The sequence below is a fragment of the Simiduia sp. genome (genome assembly GCF_058345725.1).
On sequence record NZ_JBTUOC010000077.1, the window covers coordinates 1 to 23,193 of the forward strand.

General features: G+C 56.4%; 18 protein-coding genes and 2 tRNA genes. 16 read left to right on the forward strand and 4 right to left on the reverse strand.

The window, feature by feature from the left end; translation table 11 throughout:
* Nucleotides 1-204 (reverse strand): hypothetical protein (locus ACW8F6_RS15795; protein ID WP_491576845.1); only part of this gene is annotated, 204 nt, incomplete at its 3' end.
* Nucleotides 205-512: 308 nt separating this feature from the next.
* Between ACW8F6_RS15795 and ACW8F6_RS15800 the strand changes: the two genes are divergently transcribed.
* Nucleotides 513-1,178: a PEP-CTERM sorting domain-containing protein gene (locus ACW8F6_RS15800; RefSeq protein WP_491576846.1), complete on the forward strand. Its 666-nt coding sequence runs from the start codon at nucleotides 513-515 to the stop codon at nucleotides 1,176-1,178.
* Between the two features lie 314 nt (nucleotides 1,179-1,492).
* Here the strand turns inward: ACW8F6_RS15800 and ACW8F6_RS15805 are convergent.
* Nucleotides 1,493-1,569: transfer RNA gene (locus tag ACW8F6_RS15805), tRNA-Asp, on the reverse strand.
* A 47-nt stretch (nucleotides 1,570-1,616) separates the two neighbouring features.
* Nucleotides 1,617-1,692, reverse strand: a tRNA-Val gene (locus ACW8F6_RS15810).
* 189 nt (nucleotides 1,693-1,881) lie between these two features.
* Here ACW8F6_RS15810 and ACW8F6_RS15815 point away from each other — a divergent pair.
* From ACW8F6_RS15815 to ACW8F6_RS15885, 15 genes are all read left to right on the forward strand, one after another.
* Entirely contained in the window at nucleotides 1,882-2,373 is a 492-nt protein-coding gene (locus tag ACW8F6_RS15815) for a cytochrome c-type biogenesis protein (protein WP_491576847.1), read from the forward strand.
* Nucleotides 2,370-3,587, forward strand: a complete 1,218-nt coding sequence (ccmI, locus tag ACW8F6_RS15820; RefSeq protein WP_491576848.1) for a c-type cytochrome biogenesis protein CcmI — start codon at nucleotides 2,370-2,372, stop codon at nucleotides 3,585-3,587. Before ACW8F6_RS15815 ends, ccmI begins: the two co-directional genes overlap by 4 nt.
* 178 nt (nucleotides 3,588-3,765) lie before the next feature.
* Entirely contained in the window at nucleotides 3,766-7,275 is a 3,510-nt protein-coding gene (gene smc, locus ACW8F6_RS15825; RefSeq protein ID WP_491576849.1) for a chromosome segregation protein SMC, read from the forward strand.
* A gap of 72 nt (nucleotides 7,276-7,347) precedes the next feature.
* Nucleotides 7,348-8,394, forward strand: coding sequence for a cell division protein ZipA (gene zipA / locus ACW8F6_RS15830; protein WP_491576850.1), 1,047 nt, complete (start codon nucleotides 7,348-7,350; stop codon nucleotides 8,392-8,394).
* A gap of 199 nt (nucleotides 8,395-8,593) precedes the next feature.
* Entirely contained in the window at nucleotides 8,594-10,627 is a 2,034-nt protein-coding gene (gene ligA, locus ACW8F6_RS15835; RefSeq protein ID WP_491576851.1) for an NAD-dependent DNA ligase LigA, read from the forward strand.
* A complete protein-coding gene (locus ACW8F6_RS15840) occupies nucleotides 10,624-11,229 on the forward strand; it encodes a transglycosylase SLT domain-containing protein (protein WP_491576852.1) in 606 nt (201 codons plus the stop codon). Before ligA ends, ACW8F6_RS15840 begins: the two co-directional genes overlap by 4 nt.
* Before the next feature lie 149 nt (nucleotides 11,230-11,378).
* On the forward strand, nucleotides 11,379-11,810 hold the full coding sequence (locus tag ACW8F6_RS15845; protein ID WP_491576853.1) for a hypothetical protein: 432 nt from the start codon (nucleotides 11,379-11,381) through the stop codon (nucleotides 11,808-11,810).
* Between the two features lie 3 nt (nucleotides 11,811-11,813).
* Entirely contained in the window at nucleotides 11,814-12,665 is an 852-nt protein-coding gene (locus ACW8F6_RS15850; RefSeq protein ID WP_491576854.1) for an HAD family hydrolase, read from the forward strand.
* A gap of 25 nt (nucleotides 12,666-12,690) precedes the next feature.
* On the forward strand, nucleotides 12,691-12,936 hold the full coding sequence (locus tag ACW8F6_RS15855; RefSeq protein ID WP_491576855.1) for a hypothetical protein: 246 nt from the start codon (nucleotides 12,691-12,693) through the stop codon (nucleotides 12,934-12,936).
* 9 nt (nucleotides 12,937-12,945) lie between these two features.
* Nucleotides 12,946-13,989, forward strand: a complete 1,044-nt coding sequence (locus tag ACW8F6_RS15860; RefSeq protein WP_491576856.1) for an AraC family transcriptional regulator — start codon at nucleotides 12,946-12,948, stop codon at nucleotides 13,987-13,989.
* 149 nt (nucleotides 13,990-14,138) lie between these two features.
* Nucleotides 14,139-15,938, forward strand: coding sequence for an acyl-CoA dehydrogenase C-terminal domain-containing protein (locus ACW8F6_RS15865; protein WP_491576857.1), 1,800 nt, complete (start codon nucleotides 14,139-14,141; stop codon nucleotides 15,936-15,938).
* Nucleotides 15,939-15,957: 19 nt separating this feature from the next.
* Nucleotides 15,958-16,281: an SCP2 sterol-binding domain-containing protein gene (locus tag ACW8F6_RS15870; protein WP_491576858.1), complete on the forward strand. Its 324-nt coding sequence runs from the start codon at nucleotides 15,958-15,960 to the stop codon at nucleotides 16,279-16,281.
* A 115-nt stretch (nucleotides 16,282-16,396) separates the two neighbouring features.
* Nucleotides 16,397-18,007, forward strand: a complete 1,611-nt coding sequence (locus tag ACW8F6_RS15875; RefSeq protein WP_491576859.1) for an AMP-binding protein — start codon at nucleotides 16,397-16,399, stop codon at nucleotides 18,005-18,007.
* A gap of 172 nt (nucleotides 18,008-18,179) precedes the next feature.
* On the forward strand, nucleotides 18,180-19,319 hold the full coding sequence (locus ACW8F6_RS15880) for a patatin-like phospholipase family protein (protein WP_491576860.1): 1,140 nt from the start codon (nucleotides 18,180-18,182) through the stop codon (nucleotides 19,317-19,319).
* A 53-nt stretch (nucleotides 19,320-19,372) separates the two neighbouring features.
* Nucleotides 19,373-20,026, forward strand: coding sequence for a TetR/AcrR family transcriptional regulator (locus ACW8F6_RS15885; RefSeq protein ID WP_491576861.1), 654 nt, complete (start codon nucleotides 19,373-19,375; stop codon nucleotides 20,024-20,026).
* 99 nt (nucleotides 20,027-20,125) lie between these two features.
* On the opposite strand, the gene acnB is transcribed toward ACW8F6_RS15885, so the two are convergent.
* Complete coding sequence (gene acnB, locus ACW8F6_RS15890) at nucleotides 20,126-22,750, reverse strand: bifunctional aconitate hydratase 2/2-methylisocitrate dehydratase (protein ID WP_491576862.1); 2,625 nt, start codon at nucleotides 22,748-22,750, stop codon at nucleotides 20,126-20,128.
* Nucleotides 22,751-23,193 lie beyond the last annotated feature (443 nt).

Here is a 23,193-nt window from a genome sequence, read left to right on the forward strand (position 1 = left end):
CCGCGCGCACAGAAAGGTGATGATTAAAATGAGGGCAGGCGAGGTGAATTCGACGAGTAGTTCCGGTGTCTGCAGTTCGCTAAGTGCACTAGTAATCCATCGGTAGAGCGGTTGGGTGGCGATAATAAGCGCAACAAATAGTGCAATCCACCAGCCGTTGCGCAGTTTGCTATTCGCATTAAAAAGTACTGATTTGAAATTCATCCCCAAGTTCCCTGTTGTAGTTGTATTCGACGATTGCGCTAAGACTTATTATTTGAATGGTTTTTGCTGAATTTAGTGATGTAATTTGAATGGGTCAAACGGGCTGCGGTGAAGTGCGGGTAGTTTGGGACTGTTGGTGATGGGGCTGGGTAGGGCTGGTTAGCAGAGGCTGTCGCGAGTGAGGGATGCGGTGGGCGCGCGCTTTGAAATTCAGCCCAAAGCATGAGTCCTGAGCCGTGGCGTTGGCGCTGCACCTCTTTTAAACTCGGCGACTCTTTTAATGATGTAGTATCGACAGGGAGTAAACAATGTATCGGACACTTTCGGCTGGGGTTTCTGCGCTGGTTTTGTGGTGTGTTGCGGCAGGGGCGAGCGCTTCTTTAATTACTAACGGTGATTTTGAAACCGGTGATTTTTCGGGTTGGAGTACCTACACGTTTAATTCCGGCAGTCACATTGGCAGTATTGGATCGTCGGGGGTCTCTTTGTTCGATACCGACAATAATGCAGTCGATTCATTTGCGGCCAGGTTTCAAGTGGGGCAGGGTGCGTCGGGACCCATCGGCGGTGGATCGCCGCGCGTAGGTGGTGGTTTGTTGCAAAGCTTCACCGCTGCCGGGGGCGTGTTAGATATAAGCCTGGATATCGCTATCGATGCCTTTTCAAACAACGGCGATGGTGGATTGTTTGAGTTGATTTTAAATGGCAGTGTATTGGATGTGTTTGATTTTGGCTCCACTACTAACGGTGTAAAGGAGTTTGGCTCGCTATCGGCCAGTACCACCGTGGCGGCGGGCGTGCACGAATTGCGTATTCAGATGTCGCGAGGTTACGGCAATGCCAGTTACACGCCCATGCAGTATTTTGACAATGTGGTGGTGGTTCAGCCGGCCAGCGTGCCGGAGCCTGTGGGAATTGCCTTGCTAGGGCTTGGTCTGGTGGGGTTGTTTGGCGTTAGGCGTGCCCGTCGCTAGCTTTGACTTCTATTAGGGATGCTGATCTGTAGGCAATTCGCGTCTACCCAATAAGCCTCGAACTTTCAGTCAGTTCGGGGTTTTTTGTATGTGCGACAGGTGCAAATTTTTCTATTGCCATTGGTGGCATTGCTGTGGCAATGAACGGATCTAATTGGGTTGTTTTTTTCAGCGTAGGTTCCTGAGTCAGCTGCAGCGTTGGGAGCTCAAGTTATGGTCAGGCGTAGGTGTAGCTCTTTTGCCTTGAATTTAATCCGCCGGCAATCGAGCAGATATAAAAAAGCCCCGACCGAAGTCGAGGCTGTTTTATTTAGTGGCGGACCGGACGGGACTCGAACCCGCGACCTCCGGCGTGACAGGCCGGCATTCTAACCAACTGAACTACCGGTCCGCTAAACCGGGGCGGTGTGTCTAACACGCGTTAAACACTACCAAATATGGTGGGTGGTACAGGGGTCGAACCTGTGACCTACGCCTTGTAAGGGCGCCGCTCTACCAACTGAGCTAACCACCCGGTGTTCAGGAGCCGCGTATTCTACTGATTATTCTCTGCCGGTCAACTAGATTGTGCGTTTTTTTGAGTGGATTCAATACCTTGTCTAACGGCGGTTATTGGCGGGCGGGAGTGATAGGCGGGCGTAAGGGCCGTTGTTATACTGCGGCCCCCAGTGGCGTCCTGCAGTGGAATAGAAGAGGGTATCAGGTGAATCGACAGATCGGCAATTTTATAGGAGTGCTTGTAGTGTGGCTGCTGGCGGGCGTGGCGGCAACGGGAAATGCGGCCATAGATGTGTATGAGTTTGACGACCAAGCATTGCGTGCCCGCTACCTCACCTTTATAGAAGAGATGCGTTGCCCCAAGTGCCAGAACCAGAACTTGGCGGGCTCCGACTCCCCCATCGCTGCCGACTTGCGGCGTGAATTACACCGACTGTTACAAGAAGGCAAGAGCGACGAGGAAATTGTGGATTTTATGGTAGCCCGTTATGGGGACTTTATTTTGTACAAGCCTCGCGTGCAGTCCAATACCTTACTGCTGTGGTTTACCCCGGTGGTGTTATTGATGTTGGGCGTGTTAGTGGCGTTGATGATCCAGCGCGGCAATCGACGCCAGCAGGCGGCCTCAGTGGGTGAGGCAGAACGCGCGAAATTGGCTGAATTATTGGGTTCCAACAAGCAGGACAAACAGTTATGACGTTTTTTTGGATTGCGGCCACGCTGATGGCTTTGGTTGCAGCGCTTTGCATTGTGTGGCCGCTGTGGGCTGCGCGCGCAGGTGCTTCCCCTGGGGGGGTGGCGCGGGGCGCGACAAATATCGAAATATACAAAGAGCGTCAGGCTGAACTGGATAAACAGCTGCAAGACGGCGAATTGGATGCCGACGCCCATCAAGCCATGCTGGATGAGCTGCAGCTTTCGCTGCTAAGTGATACCGCCGACGAGTCGCAGGAGCCACGATTCACGCATCGGGGTGGTCGCCAGTTACTGTGGATCAGCGCGGCGCTGCTGCCGCTGCTGGCGGGGCTGTGGTATTGGCAGCAGGGTGCCAGTCAAGATTTGTTACTTCAACAAGAAATACAAGCGCTGGAGAGCCCGGAGGATGCCCAGCGCGTTATTGCGCTATTGCGCGACCGCTTAGATCAGCGGCCCGACAACACCCAGAACTGGTTTTCGTTGGCGCGACTTTATATGGAGTTGGGCCAATATGCCGACGCCACCATGGCCTATTTGGAAGTGGTAAATCGAGAGCCAGAAGCGGGTTTAGTGGTTGCAGAAATGGCGCAGGCGCTGTTTTTGGCGTCTAACAACCAAATGACGCCCGAAGTGCAGCGGGTGACGCAGCGCGCCCTGGCGCTGGTGCCCGATAACGGCACGGCCCTGGGTCTTGCAGGCATTGCGGCGTTTGAGCGGCAGGATTATCAGGCTGCCATCACTCACTGGCAAAAAGCCATGGCTCAGGGCCGGCCGGGCAGCCCCGGTTACCAGGCGCTGGCGGGTGGCGTAGCGCGCGCCCAGGCGGCACTGGCCGAGGCCGGCGACTCAGCGCCAGTATCGCAAGACACGAGTTTACCCAGCATTACCATCGATGTGGCGCTCGCAGACGGTGTGCCGGCAGCGGGACAAACGCTCTTTGTCTACGCCCGCGCCTGGCAGGGCGCCAAAATGCCCCTGGCTATTCAGCGCCTAAGCGTCGATCAGCTGCCCATCACTGTGGTGCTAAACGACAGTATGGCCATGATGGCCGGCACCTCGCTCGCCGATGCGGGCCAGTTAGAAGTGGTGGCGCGCTTGTCTGCTACCGGGAGCCCGGCACCTCAGCCGGGTGACTGGCAGGCCGCTAAAGGCCCAATTTCGCTGGCCGAGGGCAGCGTCAAGCTGGCGCTAACCATCGATAAGCAGGTGCCGTAAGGCGGGGTGAAAAGGGGGCTACAACTGTGTAGAATCGCCCCATCTTCGGGCGTCGAATAAGACCGGCAAGGAGCGCCTTTACAGCCTGAAAATCGGCTCGCTTCTCAAGGGTGTTCGCCCATAAACATTAGAAAAATCAGTAAGTTATAATTACTGAGTTTAAGAGTGAAACTGTTGCATGCGGCTTAAATGTATCAAGCTGGCCGGGTTTAAGTCGTTTGTAGACCCGACTACCGTGAATTTCCCCTCAAACCTGGGCGCCGTGGTAGGTCCAAACGGCTGTGGTAAGTCTAATATCATTGACGCTGTGCGTTGGGTTATGGGGGAGTCTTCCGCCAAAAACCTGCGTGGCGAAAACATGACCGATGTCATCTTTAATGGCTCCGGCGGTCGCAAGCCCGTGGGCCAGGCATCGATTGAGCTGGTCTTTGATAATTCCGAAGGCAAGCTATTGGGCGAGTACGCCAGCTATGCGGAGATCTCCATTCGCCGCAAGGTTACCCGCGAGGGGCAAAACTTTTACTACCTGAACGGCAACAAGTGCCGGCGCCGCGATATTACCGATATCTTTTTGGGCACCGGTTTAGGCCCGCGCTCCTATGCCATCATCGAGCAGGGCATGATCTCGCGGCTAATTGAAGCCCGGCCTGAAGACCTGCGTATCTTTATTGAAGAAGCGGCGGGCATTTCCAAGTACAAAGAGCGCCGGCGCGACACTGAAAATCGGATCAGGCGCACCCATGAAAACCTGGAGCGCCTGACCGACATTCGCGACGAGCTTGAGCGCCAGATTGCGCGCTTGGAACGCCAGGCTCAGGCGGCTGAAAAGTACGGCGAATACAAAAAAGAAGAGCGCGAACTGAAAGCCCAGCTGCAGGCATTGCGCTATCGGGTTTTGGCCGAGCAGGTCACGGTAAAACGCACCGCGATTCGCGAGCTAGAAGTACAGGTGGAGCAGTTTGTTTCTGCCCAGGTAAACAAAGACACCTTAATCGAAAAGTATCGCGCACAGTACACCGAGCTTGGTGATAAATTTAATGAGGTACAGGGCCGCTACTATGCCATCGGCTCCGACATTGCGCGTATTGAGCAAAGTATTACGCACGCCCAGGATCGCGTGCGTCAGTTGACCATCGACTTGGACCAAACCCGCCGCGACTGCAAAGAAGCCGAAGAGCACTTGCGTCTGGATGCCGAAAAGGCCGAGGGTTGGCAGGCGGAGTTGCTGGAAATAGAACCCGAGCTGGAGTTGGTGCAATCGGCCGGCGACAACTCCGGTGAAATGCTGCAGGAAGCGGAAGAGCAGATGCAGCAGTGGCAAATGGAGTGGGACGAGTTTAATCAGCAGGCCTCGGAGCCGCGCCAGCGCGCCGAGGTGCAGCAGTCGCGCATCCAGCATTTGGAGCAGGTGCAGACCCGATTGTTGGAACGCATTCGCAAACTCGAGGAAGAAAAGTCCCACCTCACCGCAGGCGATGTGGAAGAAGAAATTGAAGCGCTCAGCGAGCAGCTGGCCGAGCTGGAGTTGGACGGCGAAGAGTCTCGCAGTCGTAACGAACAGCTAAATGACGACATTAACGGTCTGCGCGAAACCAACAATCAGCTGGGCAATAGCCTGGATGAAAAGAAAAGCCGTCTGCAAACCTTGCGCGGCCGGCACGCGTCGTTAGAGGCATTACAGCAGGCCGCTTTAGGCGAGCAAAACAAAGCCGTAACGCGCTGGATGGAAGGCAATGGTCTGGCCGATAAACCGCGTCTGGCCGAGGGCTTGCGAGTGCGCGATGGCTGGGACAAAGCCGTTGAAACCGTGCTGGGCAATAACCTGCAGGCAGTGTGCACGGAAGGTCTGGACTCTGTTGCGGCGGTACTGGATAGCCTGACCCAAGGTCAGTTGTTACTGGTGGATGGCGCGGCCAAAGTTGCCCCCATTGCGGGCGACAAGGCACCCACACTCGACAGCTTCATTGAGGCCGATGTTAGTATCGCCTCGCTGGTGGGGCAGGTGTACGCCGTTGATTCGTTGGCCGAAGCGCTGGCGCTGCGCGATCAGCTGTCGGCCAGTGAATCGGTTATTACCAAAGATGCCATTTGGATTGGCCCAAACTGGTTGCGCGTGGTGCGCGACAACGACGCCACCGCCGGTGTCATTGCCCGCAAGCAAGAATTGGAAGAGCTGGCCGAAACCTTGGCGCAGTTGGAAGGTGAAGTTGCGGAGCAAGCGGAGCAATTGCAGTTGGGCCGCGAGCGCTTAAAAGAGCTAGAGCAAAACCGGGAGCAATTGCGCCGCAGCCTGGATGACCACTCGCGCAAATACAGCGAGCTGAAAGCTCAGTTGTCGGGCCGTCAAGTGAAGGTAGAGCAGATTCTTGAGCGCAAAAAACGCATTGCGGCCGAAGTGTCTGAAGCGCGCGAGCAAATGGAGATGGAAGCGGAGCACCTGTCTGAGGCCCGCATGACGTTGGAAGAAGCTATCGACGCCATGGAGCGCGACACCGGCAAGCGCGAAGAGCTCATGACTCGCCGCGATGGCATTCGCGCGCGTTTAGACGAAGCGCGCCAGAAAGCGCGCCACGACAAAGATCGCAGCCACGAATTGGCCATGCGCGTGCAAAGCTTGCGCACGCAGTTGTCTGCCATTCAATCGGGCATGTCCCGCCTGCAAGAGCAGTCGGTGCGTTTAACCGAAAGACGCGAGCAGCTAGAGGCGGCCCTGGCTGATAATCACGACCCCATCGAAGAGTACAAGTTAGAGCTGGAGGCGCTGCTCGAAAAGCGCGTTACCATAGAAGCTGAATTGACCGAGGCACGCCGGGCAGTAGAAACGGTTGAGCACGACCTGCGCGATGCCGAACAGCAGCGCAATCGCGCAGAACAGGACGTGCAAAAAGTGCGTGCCAACCTTGAGCAGGAGCGCTTGCAAGCGCAGACGCTGGAGGTGCAAAAGCAGGGCTTTGAAAACCAGCTGACCGAAGAGGCCTTCGATCTGGAAACCCTGTTAGCGGCACTGCCCGAAGACGCCGAAGAAGCACCCATGGTGGCGCAGCTGGAGACCATTGGCAATCGGATTACCCGCTTGGGCCCCATTAACTTGGCGGCTATCGAAGAGTACAAATCTGAATCCGAGCGCAAAAATTATCTGGATGCACAAAATAGCGACCTGATGGAAGCGCTGGAAACCCTGGAAAATGCCATTCGAAAAATTGATCGCGAAACGCGCACCCGTTTTAAAGAAACCTTTGACCAGGTTAATAGCGGCTTGCAGGAGCTTTTCCCCAAAGTCTTCGGCGGCGGGCACGCCTACTTGGAGCTGACCGGAGAAGACCTGCTGGATACCGGTATTGCCATCATGGCGCGACCGCCAGGCAAGCGAAATTCCACGATTCACCTGCTTAGCGGCGGTGAAAAAGCACTGACGGCCATTGCGCTGGTATTCTCGATTTTCCGCCTTAATCCCGCGCCTTTCTGTATGCTGGATGAGGTTGATGCGCCACTGGACGATGCCAATGTGGGCCGCTATGCGCGCATGGTGGAAGAAATGTCCGCCCATGTGCAGTTCATCTACATTACCCACAATAAGATCGCTATGGAAATGGCGCACCAGTTGCTTGGTGTGACCATGCATGAACCGGGCGTCTCGCGCCTGGTAACCGTAGACGTTGAAGAGGCGGCCGAACTGGCGGCTTCGTGATCACAGAGTTTGGTGAAATGATCAACACACAGTATGCTTTCAACCAAAGCAACGCGAGGAAGGAATTTCGCTATGCGTGAATGGTTTACCGTCATCATGGCCTGTTTGATTATTGGCGTGCTGCTTGATGGTCTGCGCCGCATGCGCGCCGCCAAGCGCAACGACATGCGCATGTCGCTATCGATGCACAAAGGCACCAATAAAGAAGACCTGGAGGCTTACGGCAGTGAGCTACCCAATGGCGGTGCCCGCGTTGTGGGCAAGCGCGATCAGGCTGCAGCTGTTAAGCCCACGCCAAAACCCGCTGTCAGTGTGGCGGGCAAGCAGACTGCGCGATCTAAAACGGTCGCTCCGGCGGCCAAGCCCGCGGACAGTTCTGTGTCGGCTGCGCCGCGAAAGCCCGAGGCCGCCCAGCCAGCTGCCGCTCGCCAGGAAGAGCTGGATCTGGATCAGCACGTACCTTTGTTAATGAATGTGGATGAAGAGCCAAGGCTAACGACAGAGCCGACGCTGGATGACGAGCCAGACACCGAGCGCCGCGAACCCAGTTTCAATACCGAGCTTGTGGAGGACGACGAGGCTGATATCGATCAGGACGCCTACGACCGGGTGCTGTTTTCCGGCCGCTCCGAAGCCGTCCAGCCCGATAGCCGCGAACCCCAACTAGGTGCCGCCGAAGAGCCCGAAGAGGTATTTGTGGTGCGGGTGATGGCGCCAAAGGGCGAGGTTTTCGTGGGCGCGGCCATCAAAGAGGCCATTTTGGGAGCGGGCATGCGTTTTGGCTCGCGCAAGATTTTCCACATGCACCAGCAGGATGATGGCGAAGGCCCCATTCAATTCAGCTTGGTGAATATGGTGCAGCCCGGCGTGTTTGATTTGCACCGCATGGACGAAAACGACACGCCCGGTTTAAGCCTGTTTATGACGCTGCCGAGCGACGCCGAAAGTCTGCCCGCATACGAGGCAATGGTTAAAACGGCAAAGCAATTGGCAGAAAATCTGGGCGGTGAGTTGCGCGACGATCAGTTGAGCACGCTTACCCCACAAACCATCGAGCACAATCGTGCGCGCGTTGCCGAATACGAACGCAAACGCCAACTGGCGCGCGCGCGCGTTTAATTGTCTACTTGCACGGGGGCTCCCTGTGCGAGCCACGTTGGCCCCGAAAGTGGGGCAGGCCGGTCACTACTGTCACTAGGTTAGCGGGGAGCGCAAACCTCAGCCAGGTGGCGGTGATCGGTCGGCCTACTCCGCAGTTGGCGGCCCTGCGCATTGCTTAACTCAAGCGCAGTTTCGATTACGCAAGAATAAGAGCACCATGGCCTCAAACACCGCAACACATGCAGAATACGAAAATCTCAAAGCGCAACTGAATTACCATAATTACCGCTACTACGTGCTCGACGACCCGCAATTGCCGGATGCCGAGTACGATCGGTTAATGCGCCAGCTTCAGGCATTGGAGCAGGCCCATCCGGATTGGGTGTCGGCAGATTCGCCCAGTCAGCGCGTAGGCGCAAAACCCATGAGTGCGTTTCAGCAGGTGACTCATGCAGTTCCCATGCTGTCGCTCGACAATGCGTTTAATGCGCAGGATATGTACGACTTCAACAAGCGGTTGCAAGATCGCCTTAAGTCAGAGGCGCCCATTGAGTACGCTTGTGAGCCGAAGCTCGATGGCATAGCTGTGAGCTTGCTGTATCAAGCAGGGGTTTTGGTGCAGGCGGCTACCCGCGGCGATGGCACCACGGGTGAAGACATTACCGCCAATGTGCGCACCATCGGTTCGGTGCCATTAAAACTTCTGGGTGAGGGCTTTCCACCACTGCTAGAGGTGCGCGGTGAAATTTATATGCCCAAGGCCGGTTTCGAGCGACTTAATAACCTGGCGCGAGAAAGGGGCGAAAAGCTGTTTGTTAATCCGCGTAATGCCGCTGCCGGCAGCCTGCGTCAACTTGACCCTAAAATCACCGCGCAGCGCCCGTTGGAATTTTGTTGTTACAACGTGGGGCAGGTAGAGGGCGAATTGCCGGACCGCCACACCGATGTGTTGCACTCGCTCAGTCAATGGGGTTTTTTAATTAATCCTGAGATGCGCGCCGTCGAGGGCATTGAGGCGTGTCTGGATTATTTCAGTGCGCTGGGCGACAAGCGCGCCGCCTTGGCCTACGACATCGATGGGATTGTTTTTAAGGTAAATAGCCGTCAGCTACAGCAACAGCTGGGTTTTGTGGCGCGCGCACCGCGCTGGGCCATTGCCCATAAATTCCCCGCCCAGGAAGAAATGACGCGCTTATTGGATGTGGAGTTTCAGGTGGGGCGCACCGGTGCGATTACGCCCGTAGCGCGCTTGGAGCCGGTGTTTGTGGGCGGTGTCACTGTATCGAATGCCACCCTGCACAATAAAGATGAAATCGCTCGTTTGAATGTCATGGTGGGCGACACAGTGATCGTGCGCCGGGCGGGTGATGTGATCCCGCAAATTGTATCGGTAATTGCAAACAAACGGCCCGCCGATGCGCGGCCTGTGTTGTTTCCAGACGCCTGTCCGGTGTGTGGCTCGGCGGTGGTGCAGCCTGAGGGCGAGGCCGCCGTGCGCTGTGCCGGTGGACTGGTGTGCCAGGCGCAGATTAAAGAGGGTATTAAGCATTTTGTGTCGCGCAAGGCGCTGGATATCGAAGGTCTGGGTGACAAGCTCGTCGAGCAATTGGTGGATGAAAAACTGGTGTCGAGCGTGGTGGATATTTTTCATCTGCACGCGAAAAGGGACGCGCTGTTGGCGTTAGAGCGCATGGGAGAGAAGTCGGCAGATAATCTGCTGGCCTCAATTGAAGCCAGTAAATCCACTACCTTGGCCAAGTTTTTATTTGGCCTGGGCATTCGCGAGGTGGGCGAGACCACCGCACGCGTGTTGGCGGCAACCTTTGGGTCGCTGGCCAATCTTCAGGTGGCCTCGGAAGAAGTACTCTTGGCCATTAGCGATATTGGTCCCGTCTCGGCGGCCAGCATCGCCCGTTTTTTTGCCGATGCGCGCAATCAGGCGCACATTGCCGAGTTGCAAGCGGCCGGCGTGCAATGGCCCGAGCAGGCGCCCGCGACTGAAGCCAGTTTGCCGCTCGCGGGGCAAACCTGGGTGCTGACTGGCACACTAGAGCAGATGACGCGCGATGAGGCCAAAGAAAAACTGCTGGCTTTGGGTGCTAAAGTATCGGGCAGTGTATCGGCCAAAACTCACTGTGTAGTGGCCGGGCCGGGCGCCGGCTCTAAGTTGACCAAGGCGCAAACGCTGGGTGTGTCGGTGTTGGATGAAAGCGAATTTTTAAAACAATTGCAGGCCTGGGGGCAGGAATGAGTATTGGGTATCGCTGGGTTGTTGTCGGGCTGGTGCTATTGAGCGTGGGTTGCACCACCTCGCCACCGCGCAATCCCGATAATATTTGCGATATTTTCCGGGAAAAAGGCGGTTGGTACGACGAGGCGAAATCGGCGGAGAAGCGCTGGCGCTCGCCCATTCCAACGTTAATGGCCATGATGCATCAAGAAAGTCGTTTTGTGGCAAAGGCCAAGCCGCCGCGCACCAAAATATTGTGGGTCATTCCCGGGCCGCGCAAGAGTAGTGCCTATGGTTACTCCCAGGCTAAGGATGAAACCTGGGAGTGGTATCAAAACAACAGCGGCAATGGCTGGTCTAGCCGCGACGATTTTGGCGATGCCATTGATTTTATCGGTTGGTACAACTACCAAAGCGGACGGCTGTCAAAAATTAAACCCACAGACACCTACCATTTATACTTGGCCTATCACGAGGGGCACGGCGGCTTTAATCGGCGCACTTACGCTAAAAAAGCGTGGCTAAAAAAAGTGGCACAAAAGGTGTCTCGGCGCGCCAACAGTTACCGCGCACAGCTCAGTCAATGCGAAGACAGTTTGGGGTCTTCCTGGTGGCCGTTCTGAGGATTGTGACACGCTGGGCCTGCGCCCGTGATCATTGTTGCGCCGGAGCGTTTTGGGTAGAGTGTCTGGCATAAACCAGTTTCGTGAGCGTAGCGGTGGCCCTAGGGTCATTGGCACAAACAGGAATAACACTAAAGAGGCGGAGTGCTATGTATAACGATCAGGAGTCCATCGTATACGGTTGCATTAAAGATGTTTGCGGATCGCTGCGCGACAGCGAGCGGCGACGCACCAATGCCAAAGCGATGATGGCGCTACCCGACGCCGACGACTGGCCCTTTCTGTGTCGGGACATGTTTTCTCTGCCCGTGCAGGAAAGCACTATGAGTCAGTATCACACAGATGTTATGCACTTTGGTGCCTCTTACAAGGCAGTAGAGTACGAATGGGAACAATGGCTGGCTAAATTTGAAGATTTGCTTTCCGGGATGTATTGGGTCAGTGCCACAGTACACCTGGAGACAGAGCTGTCTGGCACCCACACCTTCACCTGGGAATCCAACGGCAGCTACCACGCGCCTGGTAGTGGCGGCATCTCCGTGCGATGCGAGTGGAGCCACGAGGGCGGTCTGCACATTTAAATCATGATAACCCCCCATTTGGATCAACGGCCTGCCGCGGCGTTGGCGGGCGATGTGCGCTTGGTTTTTTTCGATATAGACGGCACCTTATTAAATGCTGAGGGCGAGCTCACCGAGGCCACCTGCGCAGCCATCGCGCGCCTCAAGCAACGCGGTATACGCACGGCCTTTGCAACTGGCCGCCCACCTTTCGCTGTGGCGCACCTACAACGTCAATTGCAATTGGACGGCCCCCATGTGTTTTACACGGGTGGGCTGTGCCGCGCGGGCGACGAGTTGTTGGCAGATTGCGCCTTACCCTTTGAGCAGTTGAAACCGCTGGCGAGGGTGGCGCTGGCGGAGGGTTTCTACTGCGAGGCCTATTATAAGGATAGGTTCTACACCACGACTGCCAGCGATATCAGTCGCGAACACGCTCGCCACCTGGGTGTTAGTCCCATCTACGCGCCTTTGTCGGAGTGGCCTGATGAACCCGCCTACAAGCTGCTTTTAGGTGCCCAGTTAGACGCGCAGCCTGCGGGCTTGGCGCCGCTGGAAGCCGCTTGGCCGCAGTTTCATTTTGCCTATGCTCACTTGCCATCGCGGCCGAACTGGCAGTTTGCCAGCGTGGTATCGGGTGACGTCGACAAACCGGCCTTATTTGCTCGCTTATTGCAGTATTTGAGGCTTAGCCCTGCGCAGGTGATGGCCTTGGGCGACGGCGGATCTGACAAAGCATTTTTATCTGCGGCGGGCATTGGCGTGGCCATGGGCAATGCCAACGCCGATGTGCAGGCCTCGGCTAACTTTGTGACTCGCTCGTCATGCCAGGATGGCGTAGCCTATGCGTTAACCCGGCTGGTACTCGAATGCTAGCCAATACTGAATATTTGGACGCTGAATGATTATTGGCCGTTTTTTCCGCAAAAAAGGCTCATTTGCTGTTAGCCTTGGCGCCTGCCTAGCCTTCATCCTGGCCGCGATACTGGCGTGGGACCTCCCGCTAAGTGAGGCGCTCCGTTTTGGTCTGGCCAGCCTGTTGGCGCTGTTAGTCATTATGCTGGCGGCAGCGCTGACCGTGGTCTTGGCGCACCTGATCGCGCGCCTTTGGCGCAAATGTATTCACCGTTTTAGCCACAAAGATTAACCCTCAGCCATGGCCGATGTCAGCGTTCCCAGTGAATATGCCTCCACACTGCTCAACACCGTGGCAGACAATGGCGGTAATCGCGCGGGCTTGATGGCGGAGCTGGCCATTCAGGAAGAGGAGCTGATGCCCGGGCGCAGTTTTTCGGCCCTTAAATACGGCAAGCTGTACCAGCGCGTCATGCAGGTGATGCAAGACGAGTGCTTTGGCATGTTCAGCGGCGGCAAGGTGCGGCTAGGCTCTTTTCGCTTGCTGTGCTTGACGGTGATTCAGTCAGCCAATCTGCGCCAGGCGATTGTCAGGGCAGGGGAGTTTTGTGAAATTTGCCGCGGTTTTCTGGTGCGCTCGCGGTTGTCGGAGCCGGCTCAGGGCGTGGCGCGGGTAGAAATGTGCGGTATTAGCTCTGTCTCGCGGGACGAGTTTGATCAGATGGTGGCCAATGCCACACCCAATCAGGTTCGCACTAGCCTGGCCGTCTGGCAGCGTTTCAATGCTTGGTTGATCGGCCGTGAGATCCCCCTGTTTGGCATCTATTTCGCCTTTGCCTGCCCGGATGAATTCCGGGAGATGGCCGAATGCTATCCCGCCCAACTGCATTTTGAGCAGCCTTTCACCGGCTTTGAATTCGATGCCAGCTACCTGGATGCCCCGATTGTGCAAAACCAGGATACCTTGATGGACTTTGTGCGCTCGGCGCCTTATCACCTGGTAATCAGTGATGCCAGCCAGCAGAGCTTGAAGGCCAAGGTGCGGGCCATTCTGTCCAAGGATGTCAGCGGCAATCAGCCCAGCGCAGAGGCTGTGGCCTCGCGCCTGAACCTGTCGGTCACCACGCTGCGGCGCAAGTTGCAAGCCGAGCAGACCTCTTATCAGCGTTTGAAGGACGAATGCCGCATGGAGGCCGCATTTCACTACCTCAGCTGCCCAGAGCTGACCAATAGCTGCATTGCCGAGCGTCTGGGATTTGACGAAACCAGTGCCTTTTTCCGGGCCTTCAAGAAGTGGACAGGAGTAACCCCAGGCGAGTACCGCAAAGGCCTGGAAAAGCCCTGAAATTGCCTGCTGGCGCCTCTGATTCGGCCTACACTGTTAGCCCGCCCGCCTAAAAATGTCAGCCAATGTGGTTGATTTCGCTATTGAGAGCCGGCGCGTAATACCGGATTCTGTTGCCATACCCAATCGAATAACCAGAGGTTTATGACATGAGTGATTACAAAGCCCCGTTGCGTGATATTCAATATGTAATGTGGGAGCTGCTTGGCTACGAGCAGCACTACCAGTCATTGCCAGGCGGCGACGAGGCGAGCCCCGACGTCGTAAATGCGGTCATTGAAGAGGGCGCAAAGTTCTGCGAGAACGTATTGGCCCCCCTCAATGCCGTTGGCGACCAGGAAGGCTGCCAGTGGAACGATGGCGAGGTGAAAACCCCGACCGGTTTCAAAGAAGCTTACCATCAGTATGTAGAGGCCGGTTGGCCCTCCATGTGTCATCATCTGGAATACGGCGGCCAGGGCCTGCCTCAATCGCTGGGAACTATTTTGAGCGAGATGGTGGGCTCGGCGAACTGGTCCTGGGGTATGTATCCTGGCCTGTCGCACGGCGCCATGAACACCATTGAAGCGCACGGCACCGAGCAGCAGAAAGAGCACTACCTGACTAAGCTGGTCGAGGGCAGCTGGACCGGCACTATGTGCTTGACCGAGCCCCACTGCGGCACCGATTTGGGCATGCTGCGCACCAAGGCCGAGCCCAATGCCGATGGCTCTTACAGCATCACCGGCACCAAAATCTTTATCTCCGCCGGCGAACACGACATGGCCGAGAATATTGTACACATCGTACTGGCGCGCCTGCCCGATGCCCCAGCGGGTACCAAAGGAATTTCGCTGTTCATTGTTCCCAAGTTTAACCTCAACGAAGACGGCAGCGTCGGCGAGCGCAATGGCGTGAAATGCGGTTCGCTGGAACACAAGATGGGCATTCACGGCAATGCAACCTGTGTGATGAACTTCGACGGCGCCAAAGGCTTTTTGATTGGCCCGCCAAACAAAGGTTTGAACTGCATGTTCACCTTTATGAATACCGCGCGTGTAGGCACCGCCCTGCAGGGTCTGGCGCACGCTGAAGTGGGCTTCCAGAAGTCACTGGAATACGCCCGCGACCGTTTGCAGATGCGCTCCTTGTCTGGCCCTAAAAATCCGGACGGCCCAGCCGACCCAATCATTGTGCACCCAGATGTTCGCCGCATGTTGCTCACGCAGAAGGCCATTGCCGAAGGCAGCCGCATGCTGATTTACTACACGGCACAGCAGGTGGACATCGTCGACCGCGCGGAAGATGAAGCCACCCGCAAAGCGGCCGATGAGCTGCTGGGCTTTTTGACTCCTATTGCCAAAGCCTTTGTGACCGAGAGCGGTTTTGAAGCGTCTAATCTGGGCCTGCAATGCTTTGGCGGCCACGGCTATATTGCCGAGTGGGGCATGGAGCAAAACGTGCGCGATTGTCGCATCTCCATGTTGTATGAAGGCACCACCGGCATTCAGGCTCTGGATCTTTTGGGTCGCAAAGTGTTGATGACCAATGGCGAGTCGCTCAAGCGCTTTACTAAGATTGTGCACAAATTCTGCCAGGCCAATGAAGGTAATGAAGCGGTTGCTGCATTTGTGAAACCGCTGGCGGACATCAATAAAGAGTGGGGCGAGCTGACCATGCACGTGGGTATGCTGGCCATGGAAAATCCGGATGAAGTGGGTGCTGCTTCGGTGGACTTCCTGATGTACTCCGGCTACGCAACGCTGGCTTATTTCTGGGCATTGGCGGCGGCGGATGCACAGGCTAAGATAGCGGCCGGTGCCAGCGACAAGGCGTTCTACGAAGCAAAAATCATGACGGCGCAATTTTACTTCCAGCGTATGTTGCCGCGTACTCGCACTTTGGTTGAAACCATTAAGTCAGGTGCCAACAACCTGATGGCTCTGGACTCAGAACATTTCGCGTTCTAAGGCTGGGGCTTAAGCACCGGTGGCATTTACGTTTCAACAACTGCAACAGCGATTTGAAGCCAGCTTTAGGCCCGAACAGGCCGCTGGCCTCAATTCGCTGTTTCAGTATGTCATTCCCGATGGCAGTAACTTTTACATGCACATCCACGAGGGCCAATTGGACTTCTACACGGGCGACGCCCGCGCGCCGGCCGACTTGTGGATTACTATGGAGTGGCAGACGCTGGACGATATGTTTCAGGGGCGCGTCAGCGGTATGCAGGCATTTATGTTTGGCCACATTAAAGTTCGTGGTAGTTTGGCGCTTGCATCCCGATTAATTGATATCTTTGCACCTGTGTAATTTGCTGTGCCTTTACCAGCAAATGTGCAACCGCAATGAAACCAGTGCGCGAACTGTGCATTGACCGATACATCTCACGGCCGATAACGATAAAAGTGACGGTACAGGAGGATACGTGATAGATACCAACAGCACTGTAGTGGAAGTGTTAAACAAAGCCTGTGAAACCTTCGCTGCTAACCCTGCGTTTACGTGTTTGGGGCGCACCCTGACATTTGCAGAGCTCGATCACCTGAGTTTGCAATTTGCTTGTTACCTGCAGCAGAAAACAGACCTTAAGCCCGGCGATCGCATCGCCGTGCAGTTGCCAAATATCCTGCAGTACCCGGTTGTGGTTTTTGGTGCAATGCGCGCAGGCTTAACTGTCGTTAATACCAACCCCCTGTATACCCCGCGCGAATTAAAGCACCAGCTAAATGACTCGGGCGCCAAAGCCCTGGTGGTGTTGGCGAATATTGCCGGCAGTGCTGCCGAGGTGGTGGCCGATACCCAGGTTGCACAGGTGATTGTTACCGAAGTGGGCGATTTACACGCCCCCATCAAACGCCTGCTCATTAACAGCGTGTTGAAATACATCAAGCGCGAGGTGCCAGACGTTTCCTTTGCTCGTCAGGTTGATTTTAGAAGTACGCTTGCCGGCACCGATCTTAGCGCCTACGAGCCGTCGTCGCACCAGCCGCAAGATGTGGCGGTATTGCAGTACACCGGTGGAACCACAGGCGTCGCAAAAGGTGCGATGTTGACCCACGCCAATCTCGTGGCCAACATGCAGCAGGTGCGCGAAATGCTGGGCGAGGGTGTGTCAATTGGCAAGGAGCTGTTTGTGGCGCCCTTGCCGCTGTACCACATCTACGCCTTTACTTTGCATTGCATGACCCTGTTGGCAGCTGGCTGTCACTCCATTCTTATTCCCAATCCGCGCGACATTCCAGGTTTTGTGAAGTCGCTTAGAGGCCAAAAAATAACCGGCTTTGTTGGCTTGAACACCCTTTTCAATGCACTCTGCCGCGACGAGGGCTTTGCCCAGTTAGACTTTTCCGCACTGCGTACCACGGCCTCGGGTGGCATGGCTCTCACCAAAGAGGCGGCCAAGCGCTGGCAGGAGATCACCGGCTGCGTGGTGAGTGAAGGTTACGGTATGACCGAAACATCGCCGGTGGTAACCGTTAACCCGCCACACGCCATTCAGCAGGGTACTGTGGGGCTTCCGGTACCGGATACAGAGTTAAAAGTTGTGGATGACGAGGGCAATACGCTGCCTCAGGGCGAGGCAGGCGAACTTTGCGTGCGCGGTCCTCAGGTTATGAAAGGCTATTGGGCGCGCCCGGAAGAAACCGCCAAGGTGCTGGATGCCGAGGGCTGGTTAAAGACCGGTGACATGGCGGTGGTGCAAGACGATGGTTATGTGCGCATCGTAGACCGCAAGAAAGACATGATCATTGTGTCCGGCTTTAACGTCTACCCCAATGAAATCGAGGACGTGGTGTGCCTGCATCCGGCGGTGTTAGAGGCGGCGGCGGTGGGTTTGCCCGACCCGAAAAGCGGCGAGCAGGTTAAACTGTTTGTGGTGGCCGCAGACAGCAGCCTCACGGAGCAGGCGATTATCGACTACTGTCGTCAAAACCTTACCGGTTATAAAGTGCCGCGCAGTGTGGAATTCCGCACAGAGCTGCCCAAGTCGAATGTGGGTAAAATTTTGCGGCGCGAGCTAAAGCCTGCTGCTTGAGTCAATTACGCCAGCATTTGCTGGCGTTTTTGATTGCGCAGCTGAAAGGGCTCTTCGCGATTCATGCGCAGGCGCGAGCCGTAACTGCAATCTAAATGACCTTTTCGGTGTTTTTATGCCACTCTGCTATGATGCCGGCTAGAATGATTCTAACAGGGCGAAATGGCAGTTTATGAAAAGTGCGTTGGTTTTGTCGGGAGGCGGCGCTCGTGCGGCCTATCAGGTAGGGGTGCTACAAGCCCTGGCGGAGCTATTGCCTGCAGACGTCGCCAATCCTTTTCCCATCATTTGCGGCACCTCCGCCGGTGCCATTAACGCCTTGGCGTTGGCTAGTCATCCGGGCCCCTTTCGAGAATCTGTTGCCTCACTGGTGGGGATTTGGCAAAACCTGACAGTGGATCAGGTCTACAAAAACAGCTTGGGCGACCTGGTGAAAGGGGTGGGCAAAATCGGTCTGTCGCTGTTTAACGAGGGGGTGGGGCGCCATCAACCTCTGGCATTGCTGGATAACCAGCCCCTGCATCAGCTGATTCACGATAAGATTGCCTTTAAAAATATTGCACCCGCCATTGCGGCAGGCCATTTAGATGCGGTGTGCGTTACCGCCATGGGATACTCCTCGGGTGAATCGGTAAGCTTTTTCCAGGGGCATCCAGAATTGCGTGCTTGGCGCCGCTATCACCGCATTGGTACTCCCACACAGCTAGATGCGCGCCATTTGCTGGCGTCGTCGGCCATTCCCACTATCTTTCCCACGGTGCGAATCAATCGCGAGTACTTTGGCGACGGCGCCGTGCGCCAATTGGCCCCCATAAGCCCCGCGTTGCACCTCGGCGCCGATCGCGTTTTTGTGGTGGGGGTGAGTGGCAATCGCAACCCCCAGCACTGGGGCAAGCGCCGGCCGGTTCGACACTCGCCCTCAATCGCACAGATTCTTGGGCACCTGTTTAATGCTGCCTTTGTGGATAGTATGGAGTCGGATATCGAACACCTTGAGCGCGTCAATCGCCTGCTGAATATGATACCCGAGGATCAGCGCGCCGCGGCCGGATTGCCGCTGCGCACCGTGGACAGCTTGATTATTTCGCCGTCGCAGGAGCTGGACAAAATTGCCGGCCGCAAGGTGCGCTATTTACCCAAGGCGTTGCGCTGGTTTTTCAGTTCCACCGGCGCCACGGCCAAGGGCGGTGGCGCGACGGCGGCCAGCTACCTGTTGTTTGCCCCTGAGTTTTGTTCCGAGCTGATTGAGCTAGGCTATCAAGATACGATGTGGGAGGCGGATACGGTCCGCGCGTTTTTTAATTTAGTGTGAAATGATCGTGAGGGCCGCGGTTGCCCTATGGATGGATACCCAAAGAAGAGGCAATGATGGTTGCAGAAGTAAAATCACGCCGTGCCAAGGGGGAGCAGACCCGGCAGGCAATTCTGGAAGCAACGCTGCGGTTGATCGTGCGCAATGGCCACAATGCGGTAACCCACAGGGCTGTGGCTGCAGAGGCCAATGTTAATTTGTCGCTCACCACCTATTACTTCAAAGACTTGAAAGAGCTGATTTCCGAGGCCTTCGAACACTACAGGGCCCGGGTTGAGCGGGAAGTGGACACCACCTGGGAAAGGTTGCTGCAATTTCTGCAAACGGCGCCCATGACTTCCCTGGAGGAGCGGCGCCAGCTGCGCGACTATTTGGCAGATTTTGCCACGGGCTATGTGTCGGACGTCATCACCCATCGGCCCAGCGGCGTAGTACTAGAGATGACCTTCTTCTTTGATCTGCACCTAGAGCCCGATTTGCGTGCCTGTGCCATGCAGCTGCGCAAGCGTTTTGAAGATGGCTTTGTGGTGTTTTGCGAACAGCTGGGATCACCGCAGCCCAAGGTGGATGCGGCCCTATTGTTGAGTACCGTGCAGACTATTGAATATATGGGGCTGGCCACAGGCGAGGTTGACCGGGGGGTTATCTACGCGCAATTTGCGCGGGTGCTGGGTTGCATTATCGGTGTGCCTGCCGACGGCCTCTGAGCCCAGCCTGTGTAACAAATGCACACAGGTGATTGGTCGAGCATAAAAAAGCCCGCACTAGGCGGGCTTTATCATACAGGTGGAAGCCAGTAGGTCAGCTTATACGGCCACTTCGTCTATCTGAACTGCCGCAATGCGCTTGCCTTCATCCGCAGACTTCTGGAAGGACTCAATCTCATTGAAGTTGAGGTAGCGGTAAATTTCGCCGCTCATGGCGTCCAGCTTGCCCGCGTATTCCAGGTATTCGGCAGGTGTGGGCAGCTTGCCCAAAATTGCCGCCACGATGGAAAGTTCGGCGGAGCCCAAGTAAACGTTGGCGCCGGTGCCTAGGCGGTTCGGGAAGTTCCGCGTCGAGGTCGAGATGGCAGTAGACTTGGGCGCAATGCGCGCCTGGTTGCCCATACACAGTGAACAGCCGGGCATTTCGGTGCGGGCACCTACGCGGCCAAACACATTGTAGTAGCCTTCTTCCATCAGCTGGTGCTCGTCCATTTTGGTGGGCGGCGCAATCCACAGGCGGGTGGTCAGCTCGGCCTTGGTGGCATCCAGCAGTTTACCGGCGGCGCGGAAGTGACCGATGTTGGTCATGCACGAGCCGATAAACACCTCGTCGATCTTGTCGCCCTGAACTTCAGACAGCACTTTGGCGTCGTCGGGGTCATTGGGGCAGCAGACGATGGGCTCTTTGATGTCGTCCAAGTTAATGTCGATAACCGCCGCGTACTCGGCATCTTTGTCGGCTTCCATCAGCTCGGGGTTTTTGAGCCACTCTTCCATCTTGCGCGCGCGACGCTCCAGGGTGCGCACATCGCCGTAGCCCTGCTCGATCATCCAGCGCAGCATGGTGATGTTGGAGTTCAGGTACTCAATGATGGGCTCTTTGTCCAGTTTGATGGTACAGCCGGCAGCAGAGCGCTCCGCCGAGGCATCTGACAGTTCGAATGCCTGTTCAACCTTCAGGTTTGGCAAGCCTTCGATCTCAAGAATGCGGCCAGAGAAGATGTTCTTCTTGCCTTTTTTCTCAACGGTTAGCAGGCCCTGCTTAATACCGTATAGGGGAATGGCGTGCACCAGATCGCGCAGTGTAATACCGGGCTGCATTTTGCCGGAGAAGCGCACCAGTACAGACTCGGGCATATCCAGTGGCATCACGCCCGTAGCGGCGGCAAAGGCCACCAGGCCGGAGCCCGCAGGGAAAGAAATACCGATGGGGAAGCGGGTGTGTGAATCGCCGCCGGTACCCACTGTGTCGGGCAGCAGCATGCGGTTCAGCCAGCTGTGAATAATGCCATCGCCCGGGCGCAGTGACACGCCGCCGCGGGTCATGATGAAATCGGGCAGCGAGTGCTGGGTGTCGATATCAACGGGCTTGGGGTAGGCCGCCGTGTGGCAGAATGACTGCATGGTGAGATCGGCGGAAAAACCCAGGCACGCCAGGTCTTTCAGTTCGTCGCGGGTCATGGGACCAGTGGTGTCCTGGGAGCCCACGGTGGTCATCTTAGGCTCGCAGTAAGTACCGGGGCGCACGCCCTGGCCTTCCGGCAGACCACAGGCGCGACCCACCATTTTTTGCGCCAGAGTGAAACCTTTGTTGGATGCGCTGGGCACCTCGGGCTTGCGGAACAGGGTAGAGGGTTCCATACCCAGTGACGCGCGGGCCTTCTCGGTCAAGCCGCGGCCAATGATCAGGGGAATCCGGCCGCCGGCCTGCACTTCGTCCAGAATCACGTCGGACTTCAATTCAAACTCAGACAGCACTTTGCCATCTTCACTCAGAATCTTGCCTTCGTAGGGGCGCACGTCGATGACATCGCCCATGTTCATGTTGTCGACTGGCGCTTCAAATACCAGTGCACCGGCATCTTCCATGGTGTTGAAGAAGATGGGCGCGACGTTGTTGCCGATACACACGCCGCCGGCGCGCTTGTTGGGCACACCGGGAATGTCGTCGCCGAAGAACCACAGCACCGAGTTGGTGGCAGACTTGCGGCTAGAGCCGGTACCGACCACATCGCCCACGAAAGCTACGGGCAGGCCTTTGGATTTGATGTCATTGATTTGCTTGATAGGGCCGCGTACGCCGTCTTCATCGGGCGTCAAACCTTCGCGCGACATCTTGTACATGGCGTTGGCGTGCAGTGGGATATCGGGGCGCGACCAGGCATCGGGTGCGGGTGACAGGTCGTCGGTATTGGTTTCGCCGGTGACCTTGAACACGATCATTTTGGTGGATTCTGGCACCTTGGGGCGCTTGGTGAACCACTCGCCCTCGGCCCAGGACTGCATCACGCCTTTGGCGTGCGCGTTACCGGCCTTGGCCTTTTCTTCCACATCGTGGAAGGCATCGAACATCAGCAGGGTGTGCTTGAGCTGCTCGGCGGCGATGGCGGCCAGCTTGCTGTCGTCTAGCAGGGATACCAGGGTCTCGATGTTGTAGCCGCCCAGCATCATGCCCAGCAGTTTCACCGCTGATTCGGCATCGATCAGCGGCGAGCTTGCCTCGCCCTTGGCGATGGCAGATAAAAAGCCAGCTTTCACGTAGGCGGCCTCGTCAACACCTGGCGGTACGCGATTGGTGATCAGGTCGAGCAGCGTTTCCTCTTCGCCGGCCGGTGGGTTTTTTAACAGCTCAACCAGGGCCGCCACTTGTTCGGCGTCCAGTGGTTTGGGCGGTATACCTTCGGCTGCGCGCTCTGCAACGTGATTACGGTAGGCTTCAAGCACGATGAATATCCTCTAGTTCTGTGAGTGAAAGCACCTGGCAAATGGCTAGGGTGGCTTTCGTGGCCTCGCGGGCTGCCGGGGCAACCAACAAGGAATCGGGGCTGTGCGGTGGGCGATCTGACGTGCCGCCAACATAGCCGGGTTGCGAGCCTCGTGTTTTGGGCTCTTAGCGGGGCGGAAATTCTACCGGACTTGCCGGTCGATGTTAAGTGGACCCCAAGTAAATCAACTACTTACATAGCGAATATTCATAGCGTGAATGGTGCTTTAAGGTCCAAAAGCCGGCGCCCGCACAGGGCCTAAGCATAGCAGTGAGCGGGCGGATTGCCTGTGGATTTTGGCGGTCTATCTGGGGTAAGGTTGGCGCCCCGGATGGGCTCTGCTCGGGCTCGCCACGAGGCAGGCATTGGTGTGTGTCTTTCAGCTGGAAACTCTAATTTTTC